The organism is Paenibacillus rigui (assembly GCF_002234615.1).
GTDB lineage: Bacteria > Bacillota > Bacilli > Paenibacillales > NBRC-103111 > Paenibacillus_S > Paenibacillus_S rigui.
Window position 1 is genome coordinate 113,556 of sequence record NZ_NMQW01000039.1, and the last position, 18,166, is coordinate 131,721.

At 55.5% G+C, this 18,166-nt stretch carries 12 protein-coding genes; 4 read left to right on the forward strand and 8 right to left on the reverse strand.

The window, feature by feature from the left end; all coding sequences use genetic code 11:
- Nucleotides 1-5 precede the first annotated feature (5 nt).
- The 5 genes from CF651_RS24455 to CF651_RS24475 form a co-directional block, all read right to left on the reverse strand.
- Complete coding sequence (locus tag CF651_RS24455) at nt 6-641, reverse strand: hypothetical protein (RefSeq protein ID WP_094017501.1); 636 nt, start codon at nt 639-641, stop codon at nt 6-8.
- Between the two features lie 89 nt (nt 642-730).
- Nucleotides 731-2,035 carry a vWA domain-containing protein gene (locus CF651_RS24460; RefSeq protein ID WP_094017502.1) on the reverse strand — a complete coding sequence of 435 codons (1,305 nt, stop codon included), beginning with the start codon at nt 2,033-2,035 and terminating at the stop codon, nt 731-733.
- A gap of 27 nt (nt 2,036-2,062) precedes the next feature.
- Complete coding sequence (locus CF651_RS24465) at nt 2,063-4,444, reverse strand: hypothetical protein (RefSeq protein ID WP_094017503.1); 2,382 nt, start codon at nt 4,442-4,444, stop codon at nt 2,063-2,065.
- A 34-nt stretch (nt 4,445-4,478) separates the two neighbouring features.
- On the reverse strand, nt 4,479-7,871 hold the full coding sequence (locus CF651_RS24470; protein ID WP_094017504.1) for a tubulin-like doman-containing protein: 3,393 nt from the start codon (nt 7,869-7,871) through the stop codon (nt 4,479-4,481).
- Nucleotides 7,872-7,895: 24 nt separating this feature from the next.
- On the reverse strand, nt 7,896-9,680 hold the full coding sequence (locus tag CF651_RS24475) for a vWA domain-containing protein (RefSeq protein ID WP_094017505.1): 1,785 nt from the start codon (nt 9,678-9,680) through the stop codon (nt 7,896-7,898).
- 376 nt (nt 9,681-10,056) lie between these two features.
- Here CF651_RS24475 and CF651_RS32510 point away from each other — a divergent pair, with 376 nt between their 5' ends.
- The 4 genes from CF651_RS32510 (at nt 10,057) to CF651_RS24490 (ending at nt 14,861) form a co-directional block, all read left to right on the forward strand.
- Entirely contained in the window at nt 10,057-10,209 is a 153-nt protein-coding gene (locus CF651_RS32510; protein WP_179232972.1) for a hypothetical protein, read from the forward strand.
- Complete coding sequence (locus CF651_RS24480) at nt 10,199-11,161, forward strand: C1 domain-containing protein (RefSeq protein WP_094017506.1); 963 nt, start codon at nt 10,199-10,201, stop codon at nt 11,159-11,161. Before CF651_RS32510 ends, CF651_RS24480 begins: the two co-directional genes overlap by 11 nt.
- Nucleotides 11,154-12,929 (forward strand): hypothetical protein, encoded by a 1,776-nt coding sequence (locus CF651_RS24485; protein ID WP_094017507.1) that lies wholly within the window; start codon nt 11,154-11,156, stop codon nt 12,927-12,929. The genes CF651_RS24480 and CF651_RS24485 overlap by 8 nt, the downstream gene beginning before the upstream one ends.
- A 312-nt stretch (nt 12,930-13,241) precedes the next feature.
- A complete protein-coding gene (locus CF651_RS24490; RefSeq protein ID WP_094017508.1) occupies nt 13,242-14,861 on the forward strand; it encodes an S-layer homology domain-containing protein in 1,620 nt (539 codons plus the stop codon).
- Between the two features lie 239 nt (nt 14,862-15,100).
- Here the strand turns inward: CF651_RS24490 and CF651_RS24495 are convergent, their stop codons facing one another.
- The 3 genes from CF651_RS24495 to CF651_RS24505 form a co-directional block, all read right to left on the reverse strand.
- Nucleotides 15,101-15,790, reverse strand: coding sequence for a winged helix-turn-helix transcriptional regulator (locus CF651_RS24495; RefSeq protein WP_094017509.1), 690 nt, complete (start codon nt 15,788-15,790; stop codon nt 15,101-15,103).
- Complete coding sequence (locus CF651_RS24500) at nt 15,775-16,164, reverse strand: Fur family transcriptional regulator (protein WP_094017510.1); 390 nt, start codon at nt 16,162-16,164, stop codon at nt 15,775-15,777. Before CF651_RS24500 ends, CF651_RS24495 begins: the two co-directional genes overlap by 16 nt.
- 371 nt (nt 16,165-16,535) lie before the next feature.
- Nucleotides 16,536-17,747, reverse strand: coding sequence for an MFS transporter (locus CF651_RS24505; RefSeq protein ID WP_094017511.1), 1,212 nt, complete (start codon nt 17,745-17,747; stop codon nt 16,536-16,538).
- Between the last annotated feature and the right edge of the window lie 419 nt (nt 17,748-18,166).

Sequence of the window (18,166 nt, forward strand, 5' to 3'; positions counted from 1 at the left end):
TCCGCTTATTCATACAAAAGCTCGAACAGCTCCCGGTCCCGTTCGCTGTCCGCCAAAAATACCCGGATCACATCGTGCTTTCCGATCTCGATCTCCGGCAATACGGTACGTCCCACAGAGAAATCGCCCATGAAAGGATAGGCGATGCCGTCGTCCTTGCCTGTCGGACTCCCGCCCTCCTTCTTGACGTAGCAGAGCGTATCCTGCGGCACCGGAATTTCGCAGAACAGCTGAATACGCGCTGTCTTGTATTTGCTGAACAGCTTGCTGCCGTACTTGACGGACCAGCGGATTTTGGCCCTGCCGCCGTTAACGCGGATCCGGTTGTCGTCGTCCGTTTGCCGGAGCGCCGTCAGGCCTCCGCTCTGCCGGAGGCAGGGAAAAATCCGGTAGCCGCGAACCCCGATGTAATCGACCTTTTCCCGGTAGCCGGCCTTGGTCTTGTATTCCTCCCGCGTAAACAGCTTCAGCTGCCGCGGGTCCAATTGCGCAGGGGGAAGCTCCTCCCCCTCGGTAAAGCTGTATACATAGACGTAATCGATATCCTTCGGCCACTGCCAGGTCAGGATGACCTCGCCCTCCTGCACCTGGCTTCCGGCTTTCGTGATACGATACGGATCACTCAATGCTTCCCACTGCAATGCTTAACCGCCTCCCGTTCCGCCCGTTCTCTCGGGGAATCCCCGCCGGTGAGCCTGTCCCGCTGCCACCCGCTTATTCACCGTTCTTTCTAAGAACGGAACCGTTTGCCGACCGGACCTTCGCCGCGGCCGTCCGATCGGTTATCGTCACGGCCGGTGAGCGACTTGCGGCTTCCGCTGCGCAGTCCGCTTCCAGCCGCTGCGCTCGAATCGTGCTGTACCGCTATCGCAAGTGTAGAGAACGATAGCACCGCCGCCAGCGTCAAGTCAGCCAAAGCGCGGTATATGGAAGGATAGCTCGCTCCCGGCAGCCCCGCTTCCAGGATCCACCCGGCCAGCAGACCTGCCACTGTACCGCCAATGGCGAAGCTTCGCGCCAAATACCGGTTGTCGAACACGATGCCTAGCGACAAGCCAAGCAAAGTACCGATCAGCAGCATCAGCACAACGCGCAGCCAGCCGTGGTATCCGTCGGAAGCCGCATCCCCCGTCCGTTCGTTAAGCAAATGATTCGGCTTCTTGTTCGTGTAAATCTGATCGAACGCTCCCGTAATCCGGTCAGCCGTCTGTACGTCGTAGAATCGGCCCCCGGTTCCTTCCGCGATGCGCTGAAGCAGCGCATTTCCCTTCGGGTCCGAGGTGCCGAGGATGCCTACCGTATGCACCTTCACGCCATTCTGGACATAAGGCGCAAGCACCTGCGAGGTATCCATTTGACTGATACCGTCCGAGATCAGAATCACGGTCGTTCCCGCACGAAGCTCCCCCTGCTGCTTCAGGTTATCCATTACCGTCGTCAGCACCCTGCCGATATCGGTTTGCCCGTACGGCGCGGGGATCGCCGCGGTCTTCGCCGCAAGCTCCTCCTTCACGCCGGCACGATCCAGCTTTGTCAGCGGGAAAATCAGCTTCGGCTCCTCGTTGAACGTATAGAGTCCGACCCTCGTCGAAGCGTCCATCCGCCGGATTAACGATTGGGCCGCTTGATTGCTCAGCTTGCCTGGGTCCGTCTCCTTCATGCTTTCGGACATATCAAGCAGCAGCACGTAGTCCTGCGGCTTCTCTTTTTTCGCCAAGGTAAACCCGTATATGAACTGGCACAACAGGCCCCCTACGAACAGCAGCACCAGCGTCCCCGGTACGAGCAGCTTCCAGCCGTCGCCAGCATAGCGGAGCCTCCAGTTGTGTCCGTTCAGCTTGGGCGATATGATCTCGGCAATCAGGCAGCCCAGCCCGACCATAAGTGCAAGCTGTCCGAAATAAATGCCGATCAGCAGCGTCTCGTGCAGCCTGCCCTCCCATTGATCCAGCACCCATTCCCCGATGAGAAAGCCGACAAATCCTCCAATGAGACTCCCAATCGTTAACAGCCCGTTCCATTTGCGCTGCTTCACCGTCTCCCCTTCTTTCCGCCTGTTCCTTTATGGCTTGCCATGGAAAACAAAGCCGTTCTCCACATAGGTATCGTAATAAAGCTTTCCGTTCCGGTAATACATCAAGTCCTCGATCCGGAAGCCGCCCATCAAATTCAGCTTTTCGATGCCGCTCGGCTTTCGCTCATGAACACAGCCCAGCTTATACGTGCGGCTTCCATGATCCACCGCATAAGCATATTGAACGAATTCGCTGTGATAGTCGCCGAACAAATATTTTTCCTCGTACCGGTGCCGGTGGGTCGAACGGTAGACATCGGCGCGAATCGCCGCCTCGTTCTCCAGCGTCGCGTACAAGTCGCGGTACAAATCCTCCTTGGACAGCACATCGCGGTTATCGTAGCTCGCGGCCACATTAGCGCGCTCCAGCAGCTCGCCTTCAAATGTCTGATCAAACAGCGGATGGACGAACACGTCCTTGCGGCACAGCTCCACCAGCCGCTGCACAACCTTGTCCTCTCCCTGCTCCAACAATATAGAGACGTTGCCCAAGCTGCGTTCGTTGCAAAAATAGGACGCGCCGCGGCGTTCTTCCAGCTCTTTCACAACAATATCCACCACATGGCCGTAATACTCGTTAATGTTGCGGCCCAAATAATCGCTCCTGTGGGACTGATGAATGCTGCTGCGGCTCGCCTCGTGAAGCGTCCGTTCGAGCTGCTGCGCCCGCCCTTCAAGCTGCTTCATCCGGGCATGCAGCCCTTCGAGCGTATTCAGGTACAGCTCCAGCAATTGCTGCTTCATGTGCAGCGCCAGTAATTCGAGTTTCAGCCCGTAAATGTCATCGAGCACCCGCCGCACGATTTCTTTGACCGGCAGCTGCTGGGTCAACCGGCTCCATAAGGACCGCCGGTCCTTACCCTGAAGCTCGACGCCTTCCGCATACTTCTGCTCGAGCTCCGCCTTGCCTTGCGCCAGCAGCATCGTTGTTTCCCTCAGCTGCTCCCGCAGCGCCGCCGGTATGCTGCCGGACTCCCGCTCATCCGTCCACGCCGCCCCGCTGAAGAAGCCGTACTTCGGCTCCGCAAGGACACGCTCCGTGAACAGGCGCGCCAAGGACTTGGCACCATCATGAAGAGCGAAGCCCGCTTCCACGCGCCGTACCACATTCGTCTCAAAAAACGTCTGGGCGTTACCGCCATACAAAGCAGCCTCCGCTTGACGCAGCGTCATGCCTCGCAGTTCAGATGCGCTCACGTTGTGGTACAACAGCCCGTACATCCCGTCCAGCGCCTGGCTGTGCTCGGCCATCAGCGAGCGGATCCGGTCGTCCGACCGGTGCGGCTCCAGCTCCAGCAGCTCCAAGCGTTCCCGGGTATCCAGGCCGGCGCTGTTCTCCTGCAGCCGGTGAAGCGCCTTGCGGTAAACGTGATACAGGACGGTCAACGCAATCGCCTGATTCGGCCGCTGTACCCTCGAGTAGCCCGCTGAGACATAGCATCTGCCGTCCGCATCCGGCGGCGTCATATTTTGCCTGAACTGCTGATTGTTGTAGGCCCCGTGCTGCGGATCAAGCTCGCCCGGCACCTTGCGGTTTTTGAGCAGATTGAGACTGCAGATCATCTCATAGGTACCCTGCATCCCGCTCTCGGCAAAAATCCCCCGCTCATCCTTATCGCTGAACAAATAGACCATGTCGAACAGCGGCGCAGGCCCGTGCTGAGCCGGAAGCCGTATGCCCTCCCCGGTCACCTGCAGCAGCTCGCGGAAGGTGTAGTCCCGGCTCTGGCACTGATCCACCTCGCGTAAAAAGCTGACGCCAAACGAAGAGGAGAGAGCGAAGCTCTCCCCTACCTGCTTCTCCTGCAGCAGCGTGTATAAATCCATCTGAACGGAGCGGAAATGCTCCCCGAAGATCGACCTCATCAGCACCGTCAGCTCGGGAACGAGCACGCTGGCCGGGTCATCCGCCTCCGTGACGACAGCAATGTTCAACCGCTGCATATTCGAATAGCTTCGTCCGAACGCAGAGATCCGGTTATTCATCCGGCGTAAAATGACGTTCAGCTCCAGCAGCTTCGACTCATTGCCGTAAAACTGCTTATACAGCTCCGCACGAACCGTCTTCTTCTCTCCGTTCGTCCCCTCCAGCGGCCAAAAATAGACTCCGTTGTCCGTACCGCTGCCGTCAGTTCCGCTATCGCCCGGCATCGCCGGCCTCGTGCCGACCTGAAGATAGACAACACCTGCGCTGTTGTTCCACCTTTTGCGGTTCAGCTCGAAAACCTGTCTCAAAGCTTCGTCCGCTTGATCGCCAAGGAACAGGAACACGAGCGGATGGTTGATGCTCCGCAGCTCATCCGCATCCAGCCCATTGCTTTCCTTCTCCGCGGCGTATTCATTTGCAAAGGAGAGCAATGCTTCCCTCATGCTTCCCTGCACCCCCTTCTTCTCGGAACGGAACCTATTTCAAGCTCCGCAGCATGTCGCTCACTTTGCCTGATACCAGCTTATAGAACTGGTACATGTCTTCCCCGTTCTCGTACTCCACCCGGTCATAGTCGAGCGCCGACTTCGCCTCGCCGTACGATTCCGCCATTTGCTGCAGCGTGGCTACCAGCCCGCTGATATCCGCGGATGCCGTCAGCTGCTGGCTCCGTTTGGCGGCTTTGCGCTCAAGCAGGCTGCGCTTCTTCTCATCCAAATCGCGGATTTGGCTGTAAATCCGGAATTCCACGAACTTGTTCACCTGCATCAGGTTGACGAAGGCATCCCATGGATCTTCCTCCGCATCGTGATCGTAGACGTAAAGCGCGCCTTTTTTGCTGATTGTGCCCGTATACATCGCATCGATGAACAGCTGCATCAGCTTCTCTTCATCCTTATGAGCGTGCAGCACCTGCTCCAGCTCGGCGATTTTGCGAGTTATTGCTTCATATTTTACCGCTTCATCCTTCATGCGTCTCAGCAGCTCCGGCGAGCGAATCAAGTTTTCCTTGGCCAACTCTTTGCTTACGCTGCCAAAAATATCCTTCACACTCTCAACCGGTAGCCCCTGCTCTATCATCGCTTTCAGCTCGTTCACGCAGCGCTGCAGCTCGCCGAGATTCGGCTTCTGCCCCGTTTGAAGCAGCAGGTTGTAGGAAGCCAGGAACACGTTCAGCTCGAACGGCTTCGTAAATACGCATTCGTACCGGTTAATCGTACCGCTGTCGTCACCTTTGACCCGAATCGCCTTATAGCCCATAAGCTTGTCGAAAAGCGCCCGGACCTCGGCGTTGAACTTTTTGACGCGTCCGTTATCGTACGTATCGCCCCACGATTTCTCCGGGATCGGGGACGGCAGGTACGTCCAGTTCACCTTATCCGTCTGCACCAGATGGCGTCCGATGCCTTCCGGCTCGAGAATCGTGTTCTCGTAGCTCGTCTCATACACCTTCAACGGCGTATACAGGAACAGCGGAATCCCGTTCTGCGTATTCAGCCAGAAAATCCGGTTCTTCACCTCGCTCTCCTTGATCGTAAACCGCGAGTTAGCGATCGCATGATCCTGGAAATTGCGGATGCCTTTGAAAATGTTCGGCGCCTTGACCGGCACGGATACGAAGCCCCACGAAGGGAAATTAAAATGGCCGGAGCTGTTGCTCAAATGGAACACCGGCTTCGCTTCTTCGTGCAGGCGGCTTGCGATCGTCTTCTCGACCAGCTTCTCAATCGAATCGTCCTGGCCGTACTTGATGATCAAATACTCCTCCATCGACTTCGTGATCAGATCGCCGAAATGGTCGGTCAGAAACTCCGAAATCGAGCTGATGACATCGACCTCCTGCTCCTTGATCCACTGGTTCGACTTGTTCAGCAGCTCGTTCGTAAAGTCGCGGATCAAGTCATTGACGTTCTTCTCATCGGTTACTTGACCGATCAGCTTCGCGATGTCCGGCACGCTGACGACGTTCCAATAATAGGTACGGTTTCCTTTATGATCGACTTCTTCCTCACCGTTGGTCAGGATGTCGCCGTTTTTCTCGAATATTTTGTTCAGCTCGTTCAAGAGCTCCGTAAACACCTGATAAATACGGGAGTTTTCCTGATTGATCAGGTTATACAAATCCTCGTAAAACTCTACCATTTGCTCCATCCGTTCGCGGTCGGCATGCAGCAAATATTCTTGAATTTTGGCTTCGATGTACGCGTCCTTCTTCTTGTCCTTCGAGATGAACGCGCTTCTCGCCTCCGTCATCTTCTGCAGAGAGCTTTCCTCGGCCGATTCGATGTCGCGCGGAATGCGAACGATACTCTCCTTCAACGATTCGATGTAAGAAGAGATGAGCTTAAGCAGACAGAATCCTTTATCCTGCAAAATTATCCGCGACACATAAAACGGCCCCTGCTCGGGGTTACGGAAAATTTTGGTCACCTGCTCGGAGAACAGCTCCTTGATCTGCCCTGGCAGCTGTCTGCGGGACTTGATGTATTCCTCGCGCGCGCGGGACAGGAAGCTCTGCTCCAGCTCGGTGTCGATGTTGACGACCTGCTGCTTCACAACGTTCGTATAGCTGAGACGCTCGCTGTTCTGATAGCCCGAGAGGGGCTCCGGCACCCGGGCGTTGAATTCGCGGTGGATGGAATCCGGGTCAATGCCAAGCTTATGGGACAGCTTCTCCACGTCCTCCTGCGACGGGCCCGCGTGGAACATTTTCTCCATGCGCTGGAACACCTTGAACGCCAGATACGTCGTCATTTCCTCGATCGGGAGTACTGCAGACGATGCGCCCAGAATGTTGTACTGGTAGTTGGCCGCATAAGCCTTCGGCATCTGGTTGATGTTCGTGCGGATGTTGCTGATATAGTCGTGGATCGCAAATTCCTCGCCGGAATGCTTGTCTTCGCTTGCCATGAAGTTCGTAATGTTCTCGGCCGTAACGTTCATGCAGTAGTCATACGCGTTCTCCAGCAGCTTGCCTTCGAGGTTCGTCGCCGAGATCAAATGAGCCAGATTGAACGGCGGCATTGGCGAATTCACATTCAAAATGCTGGCGTATTGCTGCTTGAACCGCTCGCTGCGCTCGTCCACATTCATCCAGTAGTCGAGCTCCTTCAGCGCTGCATAGCCGTTCTTCTTGATATATTCGCGCGAATGCTCGGTCAAGCTTTTGTTCGCGAGATTCACGTCCGGCGTGAACAAATAGCCGAGCAGGTTCACCTTGTCGACGCCGGCGGAGCCGTAGTCGCGCTCGATAATGCCGCGTACGATATACGCGATATCGAGGAAGCAGCCGCTGCCTGTACCACCGGACAAGCCGGTCAGCAGGAACACCATCAGCTTCTTGTTGGTGCCGACGGACAGCGTCTTGATCTTCCGTTCGATTGTCTGTACGACCTGAACGATCTTGGTGAATAGCAGCAGCCGGCCTGCTTGCCGGACCCCGGAGGCGCCGTTGATCCCGTCGGTAATCGTCAGCTCGGGCGACAGCCATTCCTTGATGTAGGGCTCCAGCACGCTGCGGTTTTGCAGCACGCTGCCGATTTCGGCGTTCGACAGCAGCACGAACTCGGTTAAAGGGTCGAGCCCGATTCCTTTATATTTCTTATTGCGGTCGTGCTCATTCGTCTCCAAAGCCAGAAACTCGACGTTGTCGGGCTTCTCCTTCTTTTTCTTCGAGAACGCATCCTCCGGCAGCTTGAACCGCCGGTTGATTTGATACTTCAGGCGAAGCAGCGCATCGATCCCCGTTCCGCCCAAACCGATGATCAGCATCGGATTGTCGATCGTGTCGACGCGGATTTTGTCACTGATGATGCCACCGCCAAGCGATACGTCCAGTTGCTGTATATGTTCTCTGACTGTTGCTTTCATGCCTCTTCCTCCAAATCGAGTGGCTTATTTGATATATTCCAGCGTGATGGATTTATTTACGTTTTGCAGCGTAATCTTGATGCGGTCGTTATTTTTCAGCTCTTTGCCCTTCGAGGCGTCGAACACGCGGCCGCCCTTCTCAATGACGCAGCCGGATTCGTTATAGAGGAGTACGGTATCACCCGCACCAGGTTTCAACACGATTTGTTTCGTTTCGGCAAATTCCGGCGCAAGCTGGAGCAGCTGATGGAGCTGGCACTTGCCCTTGAAGGCATTCAGCTTCCGGTATTGAGGCGGGGTCCGGTCTCCGGTATCCTCGTCCTTGATCTCGATGACCATTTGCCCGAAAAATCCTTTGTTCGCCCGCTTCCAAGCACTCCATGCGAACAGCGCAGCAGCAATCAGCACGACGATGCCGGCAATCCACGAGCCTCTGGCCACCCAGTTGACCTTCTCTCCCGGGGGATTCCCTTCCGTCTGCGTCTGTGCCGGAGCGGAGCCTTGCGAGCCCTTGGCCGAAATTTTGGCCGGTGCCGATTCGCGAACAAAGTTCGTATTCTCAACTTTGACTTTCAGCTCATACTCATGAGCCTCCGCCACCTTCATGGAGCCTTCAATCCCTTGAACGGACGTCGTTAACGGCAGCTCCTGCGTTTTCTTCGTATCCAAGTCGGTTACGATCAAGGTGGACTTCGCATTTTTGTACAGCTCCGCATCGGTCACGTTTTGTCCGTTCGACTGAAGAGACGCTTTGACGGATACCGAATCTCCGGGCTTATAGGAATTAGACGACGAAACCTGCATCGACACCTGCACATCGTAGTTATAAATTAAATTAATATTTATTTTTTCTTTCGGAACCCCTTTGATTTTGAGCTTCCAATCCCCTTGTGCGGGGTTCAAAATTTTCAGCAGCGAGTACGCATTCGAGGCCGAATAGATCAGCTTGTCGGACGGAATCGTCTGCTCCTGACCGGCCGGATTGAGAAGCTTCACCTCGACGGGCTTGCTCGACATGATCGAGATGTTTGCTTCCAGCACGCTCGAATTCGGAATCTGGACCGTTACGTCTTGAAATTGGCCGTTCGCCGTAAAGCCGGTCAACGGTACCACCTTCAGCTTCAAGTGGCTTGCATAAATCTCGCTCAAAATTTGCGGCAAATCGTCAGCCGAGCTGGTTACGAAGCTTTTGGCGTTCGTATCCTTGGCGATTTTCTCGATCACCGCCTTGTTCAGCTGCCCGTCGGCATTCAGCCCGATCGTGTAGATCGGAATGCCTTTGTCCTTGGCCTTCTGGACGGCAGCGTTCAGCTCCTTGTCCGACTGCTCCTGCGTCTTGCCCGGCGCGAGCGAGTTGTTGCCGTCGGTGAGCAGGACGATCAGGGGAACGTGCCCCTGCTCCGCGCCGGAATCGAGCACCTTCACCGCCTCGCCGACCCCTACTCCCACATCGGTGTAAGGCCCTCGTGTCAGCTGATCGATAAATGCCTTGAGGTCCTTCTTATCCTGCACGCTGTTCATCTTCAGCAGCGCTTTCTCCCGCAGCACCTGATCCGTGTAGGCAACGACGCCGATCTTGTCTCCTTGCACCGAAGCCATGTCGACGAACATTTTCATCGCCTCAAAGCTCACCTTGTTGACGTCGCTTTCGTTCATGGATGTACTGACGTCTACGGACAGGACTGCATCGATCTTTGTGTCCGTATCGGCCGCCGCTTGGGCGGATGAGGCCAGCGGGCTGCAGGCGAGCAGCAGCAGGAAGAGCGCAGAGAGCACGCGCAGGACGGTTATTTTATTGGGATTGTTCATTACGTTAATTCCTCCAGGGCTTGATGAGTAATAGACGTTAAGTTTGCCGCGCTGCAAAAAGTCTGGGCACTAACGGGACGTTTCGACAAGGGCCGGATCCTTTGTAAGCTTGTGTTCTGTTGACAAACCGGCCTGTTCCCCGCTAGCCTTTTTGTAGGGGCACGTTTCCTCCAAGTATCGAATCCGATCCCGGCCTTCGACGTATAATCTGTGGTAAGATGTGAGAAAACCCGCATCGAGGCCACCCGAAGATGAGCGACCGCATTATACCCACATGGCAGAAAATGGGGGAAAACTGTATTTTATGTCTACTAATCCATCTTAACTTGTTAAATATGAAAATTCCACTAAGCTAATCTAAAATTAGGAGAATCCTATGCTGACAATCATTGGTATTGCCATTGCCGCCGTGTTTGTGCTTAGCCGCTGGTACAGCTTTCATTCAAATACCAAATCGGAGCTGAAATCCGAGGCTATAGACGCCGATTTTATGAAACTATTGAATCAGGGTGACCGCCATGACCGATAAAATTGCCGTACAATTCCGCAAAAGCCTGCGCACGCGACATGCATTTGAACGTTTGAAGCACTGCAAAGGTTGCAGCAGCTATTCGGTTCTGTGGGGCGACCGCTGCCTGAAATGCGGCGCCGAGGGCAAGTTCGTCCCGCTGAAGGAGCTGACCGCTTCCATTCACAGACGAAATGCCATCCGGGACGGGTTGATCCTCGGCTCGATCAGTCTTGGCGCGTTCGCCATCGCGGGAACCTTCATGGAAATGGCGCTGGCCCTGCTGGCCGGGATCGGACTGCTTGTCGGCTATGTGCTGTTGAACGGACGCTACGCCGAAGCTATGCATCGTAAAGCACTGTATCAGCTGCTGCTGTATGAAAATCAAGCGATCCGCGAAGGGCTGCTGCTCGATATTGACGATGCGGCGAATGATCTGAAGACCGACGATTACAAATCGGCCTATGAGAAGCTGCGGGAAATCGGTTACCTGATTACAGGGAATCAAGTGAAGGTGCTGAAGCTGATGTGCCTCAATCATTTTATTCTTCGCAGCGATATGGATCTGGAGCTTTCGACGGTCATCCCGGAGGCATTCGACAAAGATTTCATCCGCTATTTGACCGAGGTGTGCAAGGTGAGCCCTCAGCTCGTCGGCCGGGAGACATTGAATTATGTGGTAAAGAACCGGGTACTGATCGAGGCTTTGCCCGACGGGCGGGAGATCATGGCTTTGGTCGCCGGCTCGGCGCTGCGTGTAAAAGCCTATGTCGTTCAATACGAGGAGCTGATCGCCGATTTCGTCGACCAATTCCCGAAGGACCGGCTGCTTCGGCTGTATCGCCTCATTCAGGAAAGTCCGTCGGACTACCTCCTTCTCTATGGGAAGGTGACGGAGACCGTGAAGCGGAAATACGGCGCGGAGCCTGCATTTCAGACAAGCGCTGCCGCAGGAGGAGAAGCGGATGAGTAAGTCCATGTATGTCCGTTCCCAAAGGGCAAGGGACGCCGCTCTGCTGCTGCTGGCCCTCATGCTTGCGCTTGCCGCCTACAAGGCTTACACAACGTGGCAGAAGATGGACTACTATGCCAAGGCTTCGGCGGAGCAGGAGGCGGGACGCGTGCTGGAAGCGGAGGACTGGTACCGTCAAGCGGAGCAAATTACCGGCTTCGATTATAAAAACCGGGAGATTGCCGCCGCCCTCGAAGAGCTGCGCCCCGTAACCGAGCTCAAGCGCACCATGCGCTCCATGCTGGAGAACGTAAACGCCGCCGCCCAGGTACACGATGTGCCAACGCTAACGAAGACATACGAGAGCTATCAGGCGCTGCAGAAGCAGTATGCCGGCAAGGAGGAAGCGGAGCGCAAGCTGCTGGCGGAGACCGAGAGCGCCTATCCCGTGGGAACGAGGCTGACCGAGGCGTTCACGGACGCCAAGGAGGAGCTGATGAAGAGCCTGGACACAGCCATAGCCAAAAAATCGTTCGATAACGACACGGCGGTCTCGTATCTGACGCAAATCCCCGCAGTCTTTTACAAGGACGAACGGACGAAGAAGCAGGAGCTGGCCGCCAAGCTGAAGGCGTACGATCAAGCCCGCCTCGATACGCTGTTCAAAAATAAGCCGTTCGAGCAGGTGCTCGCCGAAACGGCGGCTATCCGGAAGTTTTACAGCACGAACGAGGTGCAGGCGGACTGGGTGCTGCCCCTGCTGGATACGTATGTGCAAAATACGCTGGCTGCACAGCTGAAGAAAAACGATCTTGCGGCATTCATCGCCAATGCGCAGCTGTACTTGGGGAATAAGGAGCTGGCGGACGCCAAATCCAAGGCCAGCGGCTATATTCAAGCGACGATGCGCAGTCAATTTGCCCGCGCTGAGCAGCTGGCTGCCGCGCGGAAATTCGATGAGGCGGTTGAGCTGTATACAGCGCTTGGCGCGTACAAAAACACGGACAAGGAAATCCAGGCGCTTCAGCAGCGCCGTCTGGAATCCGACCCCGTCCAGCTGCTGCGCAAAGCGGCCGGTGACGGGAACGCCAAGTTCACCAATGTGATCAGTGCGAAGAGCGCCTCGGGCGCAGCTGCCTATTCCGCTGCGGGCATCTCGGACAATCAAACGATCGTGTGGGCGCAGCTCGGGGCAAACCAGAGCATTAGCAAAACCGACATTCCGGTCGACCGCAAGGTGACCGTCAAATCGCTGCAGTTCTCCGACTCGCTTAGCCAGCGCAAGCTGCCGGTCCTGCTCGTGGAGACGGCCTCGGCAAGCCGCAAGGCCCGTTATATTGCCTACGAGGCGGACGGTGCCGACCTGCGCAAGCTGCTCGATGTCGAAGCGGACGGCTTCACCCAGGAGAAGCCCGGCGTGCTGCTTATCGACAACCCGCTCGAGGAACGGGGAGCCGCGGCCGGACAGAAGGCGACCTACGAATACCAGAACGGGCAGTATGTCTTCACCAAGGTGAAGGCGGAGCTGGCCGACATCCTCTTGACCGACCTGCCTAAGCAGAAGCTGGGCGCCGCCGTTCGGTTCCAGTGCAGCATTACCGCCGTAGAGGGTGCGACGGCCACCGTCCTGCTGAACGGCGATGTCGTGCTGCTAACCGGCAGCATGAAGCTGAAGCCGGGTCCGGCCGTCATTACCGGGACCTACACGGACAAGAGCAGGGTCATGCTCGGTACGCCTCCGCAGTCGGCGACAGCCTATCAGGTGCAGGTGACCGCGGCGGCACAATAAGAAAAGCACAGCCACATATCGATTTACCCGAAAGAATAGGGCCCCAAAGGCAGCTGCTGCGGGTACCCTAGTTTTTAAAGATAAGACCGCGACAATGTGAGTCGCGGTCTTTTTTTTGAATGCCATAATAGAGCCGCACATGCTCCCCTTGTCATAAAGCCGTGCCTCCTTCCCATCCCGACTCCCATCATTTCCCTCTTCCCTTTTCATCGAAATTAATCAAGGATTAACGTAACGGAACTATAATCATGGAACAAAAGATAGATTCATTTCATCCCATTATCCGAAGTACGGAAAGGTATATCTGCTGCTATGAATAAACTTAAACAAGCTAAGAGCAAATGGCTTGCATGCCTGATCGTCTTGCTGGCATCCGTTTCAACTCTGGCTGTCACCGCCAAAGCGGATTCGGCGCTTCCCTTTGACGATATTTCCCAAAGCTATGCGAGGGAACAAATACTGGATTTATATAACCGGAACGGGATTGACGGCACCGCTCCCCGGACCTTTGAACCCGACAAGCACATCACTCGGGCCGAGTTCATCACGCTTCTCGACCGTGCATTGCGTTTGCAGCCGGTAGACAGCGGAGTCCCCGCCTTTACTGACGTCCCGAAGGGAACCTGGTTCTACGGATGGATCCAGGCTGGCGTCGAACTAGGCATTGCCGATGGGATCAGCTCCGAGCATTTTGCCCCGAATGAACGGATGACCCGGCAGGAAGCGGCGGAACTGCTGGTCAAAGCATTGAAGCAGAGCTCGGCGATGAACGCCGGCTCCTCGGTGAGCACTCCCTTTGCGGACTCGCTGCAGACCGCCGGCTGGGCTGTTCCCTATATCAATCAAATCTATCAAATGGGGTTGATGGAAGGCGATCAGCAAGGTTTCCGCCCGAACGACTCGATGACCCGGCAGGAAACGGCCGTCGTGATGGACAAGCTCTTTACCGTACCGCGCTGGTCGGACGCGCTTCTTGCTTCGCCTTCGTCCCGCATCCAGCTGGGCTGGCAGTATAACGAGACGGATGAGCAGTTCGAGCAGCAGGTCCTCAGCTCCAGTATCAACACCCTTTCACCGAGGTGGTTTTTTCTGGATAAAAATCTCGTCGTCCAGGATGCAGCCGATCCCGCACTCGTCACGTGGGCAGGGCAGAACAACAAACGCATCTGGGCCATGGTCGGCAACCATTCGGATATGGAATGGACGCATCAAGTGCTGTCGGATGCTGCCTTGACGGCCTCCGTCATCGGAAAGCTGTCGGAAGCAGCCCAAAAGTACAATCTGGACGGGCTTAACATCGATTTTGAGAACGTCGCCCCGGCAGACAGGCAGGGATTCACCTCATTTATGGCAAGCCTGGCCCAGGAGCTGCACGCTCATAACAAAGTATTGTCGGTGAACATATCGCCGGATGCCGGAACGGATTGGACCGAGGCTTTCGATTACGCCGCCCTCGGCCAGAGTGCAGATTATGTCGTGCTGATGGCTTACGATGAGCATTGGGCCGGCGATGATATCCCCGGCTCGGTCTCCTCGCTGCCTTGGGTAACGCAGGGCATCGGCAAGCTGCTGTCCTCGGTCCCCGCAGCCAAGGTCATCGCGGCGCTTCCGTTCTATACCCGGGATTGGACGTCCGATATGCTCGGCACCTCCAGTACAGAGCTGACAATCCGCGAGCAGCATCAGCTCGTCTCCGAGATGAACGCTGTTCCGCGATGGGACGGGACAACCGGACAATACATGGCGGGGTATGAGCTGAACAATGTGCCGCATATGATATGGCTCGAGGACAGCCGCTCGCTTGCGCTGAAATACCGGGCAGGGCTGAGCAGCCATGTAGCCGGATTTGCTTATTGGTACACCGGCGGCGAAAGCGCCGACGTGTGGGACAGCCTCATGAATACGATGAAATATGATGCTTACACGTTCTAAGCCGCTGAAAGAAAGGGCCTCCGTCAGCAGCGCCCGCTTCGGCGGCCGCCCCCGCAGTACTTCACAAGAATAGACTGCGGCGTCATCCGGCAAATCAGCGTCCTTCGGTCAAGGGGGTGCGGGGCCTGCAGTGTTGAAGCGATATGATGGATTGCGTAACAACGACAAAAACCCGGTCTTCCTCCAAATGAAGAGGATCGGGTTTTTATCAAATAAAGGCCGGATGGCTGCCCTCGGAATCAATCCGCCAGCCGGTAACCGACGCCGCGCACGGTCTCGATATATTTCGGCAGCTTCGGATTATCCTTAAGCTTTTGCCGCAAGCTTTTGACGTGCACATCCACCGTATTGCTGCCGCCAAAATATTGATCTCCCCACACCCGGTCCATCAATTCCTGACGCGACAGCACGGAGCCTCTCGTATCCAGCAGCGCCTTCAACAAATCAAATTCCGTCTTCGTAACGTCAATCCGGGCTGAGCCCAGATAGACCGACATTCTTTTAAAATCGACGTACAAATCCTTCAGGCGCACCTGCTCCGCAGAGGCGATAATCCCCCGGCCTCCCTCCTGAAGCAGCTCGTGAATCCGCTCAAGCACCGGTTCCACCGACGCCGCAGGCCAAGGAAATACGTCTGCCGAATCCTTGCCTTCACCATGTTCCGCTTCCCCGTCGACCAGCAGTACCGTCGAGACACCGGCTACCGCAGGTTGAGGCACCGGGGCATTGATTTCCCTCGTTTGATCGAGGATCAGCAAATCAATCGGCAGCTTGCCGAGCGCTTGCTCATCCAAATGATGAAACACAAGCACGTCATAGCATTTGGCAGTCAATGGAGCAACAAGCTCCTGAAGCGTATGCGGAAACGGGCTGATGATAACAATCGTATGGGTCGTTTCACAGTAATCCCCGATCATTGGCTGCTGCATGCCGGACACACCCCTTTCAATAAAATATGCTCTTCTTCCACGCGGTAGCCGGTCTCTTGTCCCACCCGCGCAGACCATTCCTCCGGTACACTCGTGAACACTTCGTCCACCCGGCCGCACACGCTGCACATAATGTGCTGGTGATCCTCCGTACGCGCATCGTAGCGGCTCGCATCGCAATCCAGCTTCAGCTCCCGGATCAGCCCTTCATCAGTCAAATAGCGCAGCGAATTGTAGGTCGTCGCATACGCAAATTGGTGGCCGCGCTTATTCAACCGTTCGATTATATCCGCCGCGGTCGGGTGATCGGTGCTTTCCATAACAATTTCATATATCGCTTTACGCTGCGGTGTCAGCTGTCCTTTTCTGCTCATGGCTCTAGCCTCCGTCCATCTGTTCCGAAATTCAGTGAACCTGCCTGCTAGCATGTGGATCGTCATTCCTAACGGTTCCTTCAAAAAAGCTTGGGGGGGGCGATTGCTTACGCGCCTCCACAACGATACCGCACGCTCCGAGGCAGATTTGCCTGGCTTCTCGTTTTATACTCATTCTAAACTTATACTTAGTCTAAGTCAATATGTCCAATCTTCCAGGAATGCCCGTTTGTTCATGATTTTATGGTTTTCCCAAGGGGCAGGATCGTTATACTTCAAATGGAACCATATGCATGGAGGGACATAACAAAAAAAATGCCTGTGCCTCCCGAAGGAAACACCGGCGTCGTATATAATGCCTAAAGTAGCGCTTAGCCGCGCACCAGGTCATCCTTGGGCAGCAGCACTGCCAAAATGCCGAGCAGCGGCAAGAACGCGCACATTTTCATAATAAAGGCTATGCTGGTCGCGTCCGCAATCGAACCCAGTACGGCGGAGCCGAGCCCGCCCAAACCGAAGGCCAGACCGAAGAATAACCCCGACACCAGCCCAACCTTGCCTGGCAGCAGCTCTTGTGCGTAAACTACGATGATCGAGAAAGCAGAAGACAAGACGAAACCGGCGCACACGACAAGCACCCCCGACCAGAACAGGCTTGCATAGGGCAGCAGAATGGAAAAGGGCGCGGTCCCGAGTATGGACAGCCAAATAATATTGCGCCGTCCGTACCGGTCCGCAAGCGGCCCCCCGAAGAACGTACCGGCAGCCGAGGCTGCTAGAAAAGCAAACAGGAACAGCTGCGCATGCTCAACCGTCACTCCGTAATCCTCGATTAAATAAAAGGAATAATAGCTTGTGATGCTGGACATGTACACATGCTTGGAGAAAACCAGAAATACCAGAATGACGACTGCAGCAGCGACTTGATTGCGTGACAGTCCTGTCGTCGGGCCTTCAGCGGATTTCGCCCTGCCGGAGGAGCGCGGCATCACAGGCTGGCTGCCGTACCAGCGGGCTACGAAGGTTTGGATCACGATGCCCGCTACCGCGGCGAACGAGAACCAAATGACGCTGAACTGGCCGTAGCTGGCAAAAATCAGCGCGGTCATGATCGGTCCTAGCGAGCTGCCGATATTGCCGCCCACCTGGAAGATCGATTGCGCCAGCCCTCTCTGCCCTCCGGCAGCCAAATAAGCGACGCGGGATGACTCCGGGTGAAAGATCGCCGAGCCTACGCCCATCGCGATGACCGACAGCAGAATGACCGCGAAGCTCGGTGCAAGGGAAAGCGAGACAATACCGACCAGCGTGAAGCACACGCCTATCGGTAAAATATACGGTCGGGGGCGCACGTCCGCATACAAGCCGACGATCGGCTGCAGAAACGACGCCGTCATGTTCATGGCAAAGGCAATAAGTCCGATCTGGGAATAGGACAGCGACAGCGTATTCTTCAAGATAGGAAATAAAGCGGAAATCGTCGATTGCATCGTATCATTCAATAAATGTACGATGCTGATGGCGAACAAAATGGGAAATACGGTGTTCGTAATCGGTACGGCTCTGACCCCGGCTCTGGCCACTTGAACTCCTCCTCACGACAAGATGCGGAAATGACAAATTTTTCTTTCCACTCTACAATCGATCGGGTAGTATGTAAAGTTATTTATTTTCGCCGAAGTGCCCTTCCGTCGTCCACGCTTCAAGGCTGCCGAATTTCGCTGCTGCTTAAACTAAATTGTTCTCCGGCTGCCCGGCAAAAAAAGAACCTGGCTCCATGAGAGGCCACTGAAAAAGTTAGGCTGCATGGTCGGATCGTTCTTCCGATCGCTGTTGTCCCCGGATTTTCTCAATTTCAACCGCTTATAGCGGTCAAAATCCCGGGACAAAGGCGAACGCTTACGCTTCTACAGAACGATTCCGTCCACTCTGCCCGTTTTTCAGTGGCCTCCGCCACCGGCGGAACCTCTTTTTCTTAAAACGTTAAAGCCTCCTGATGCCG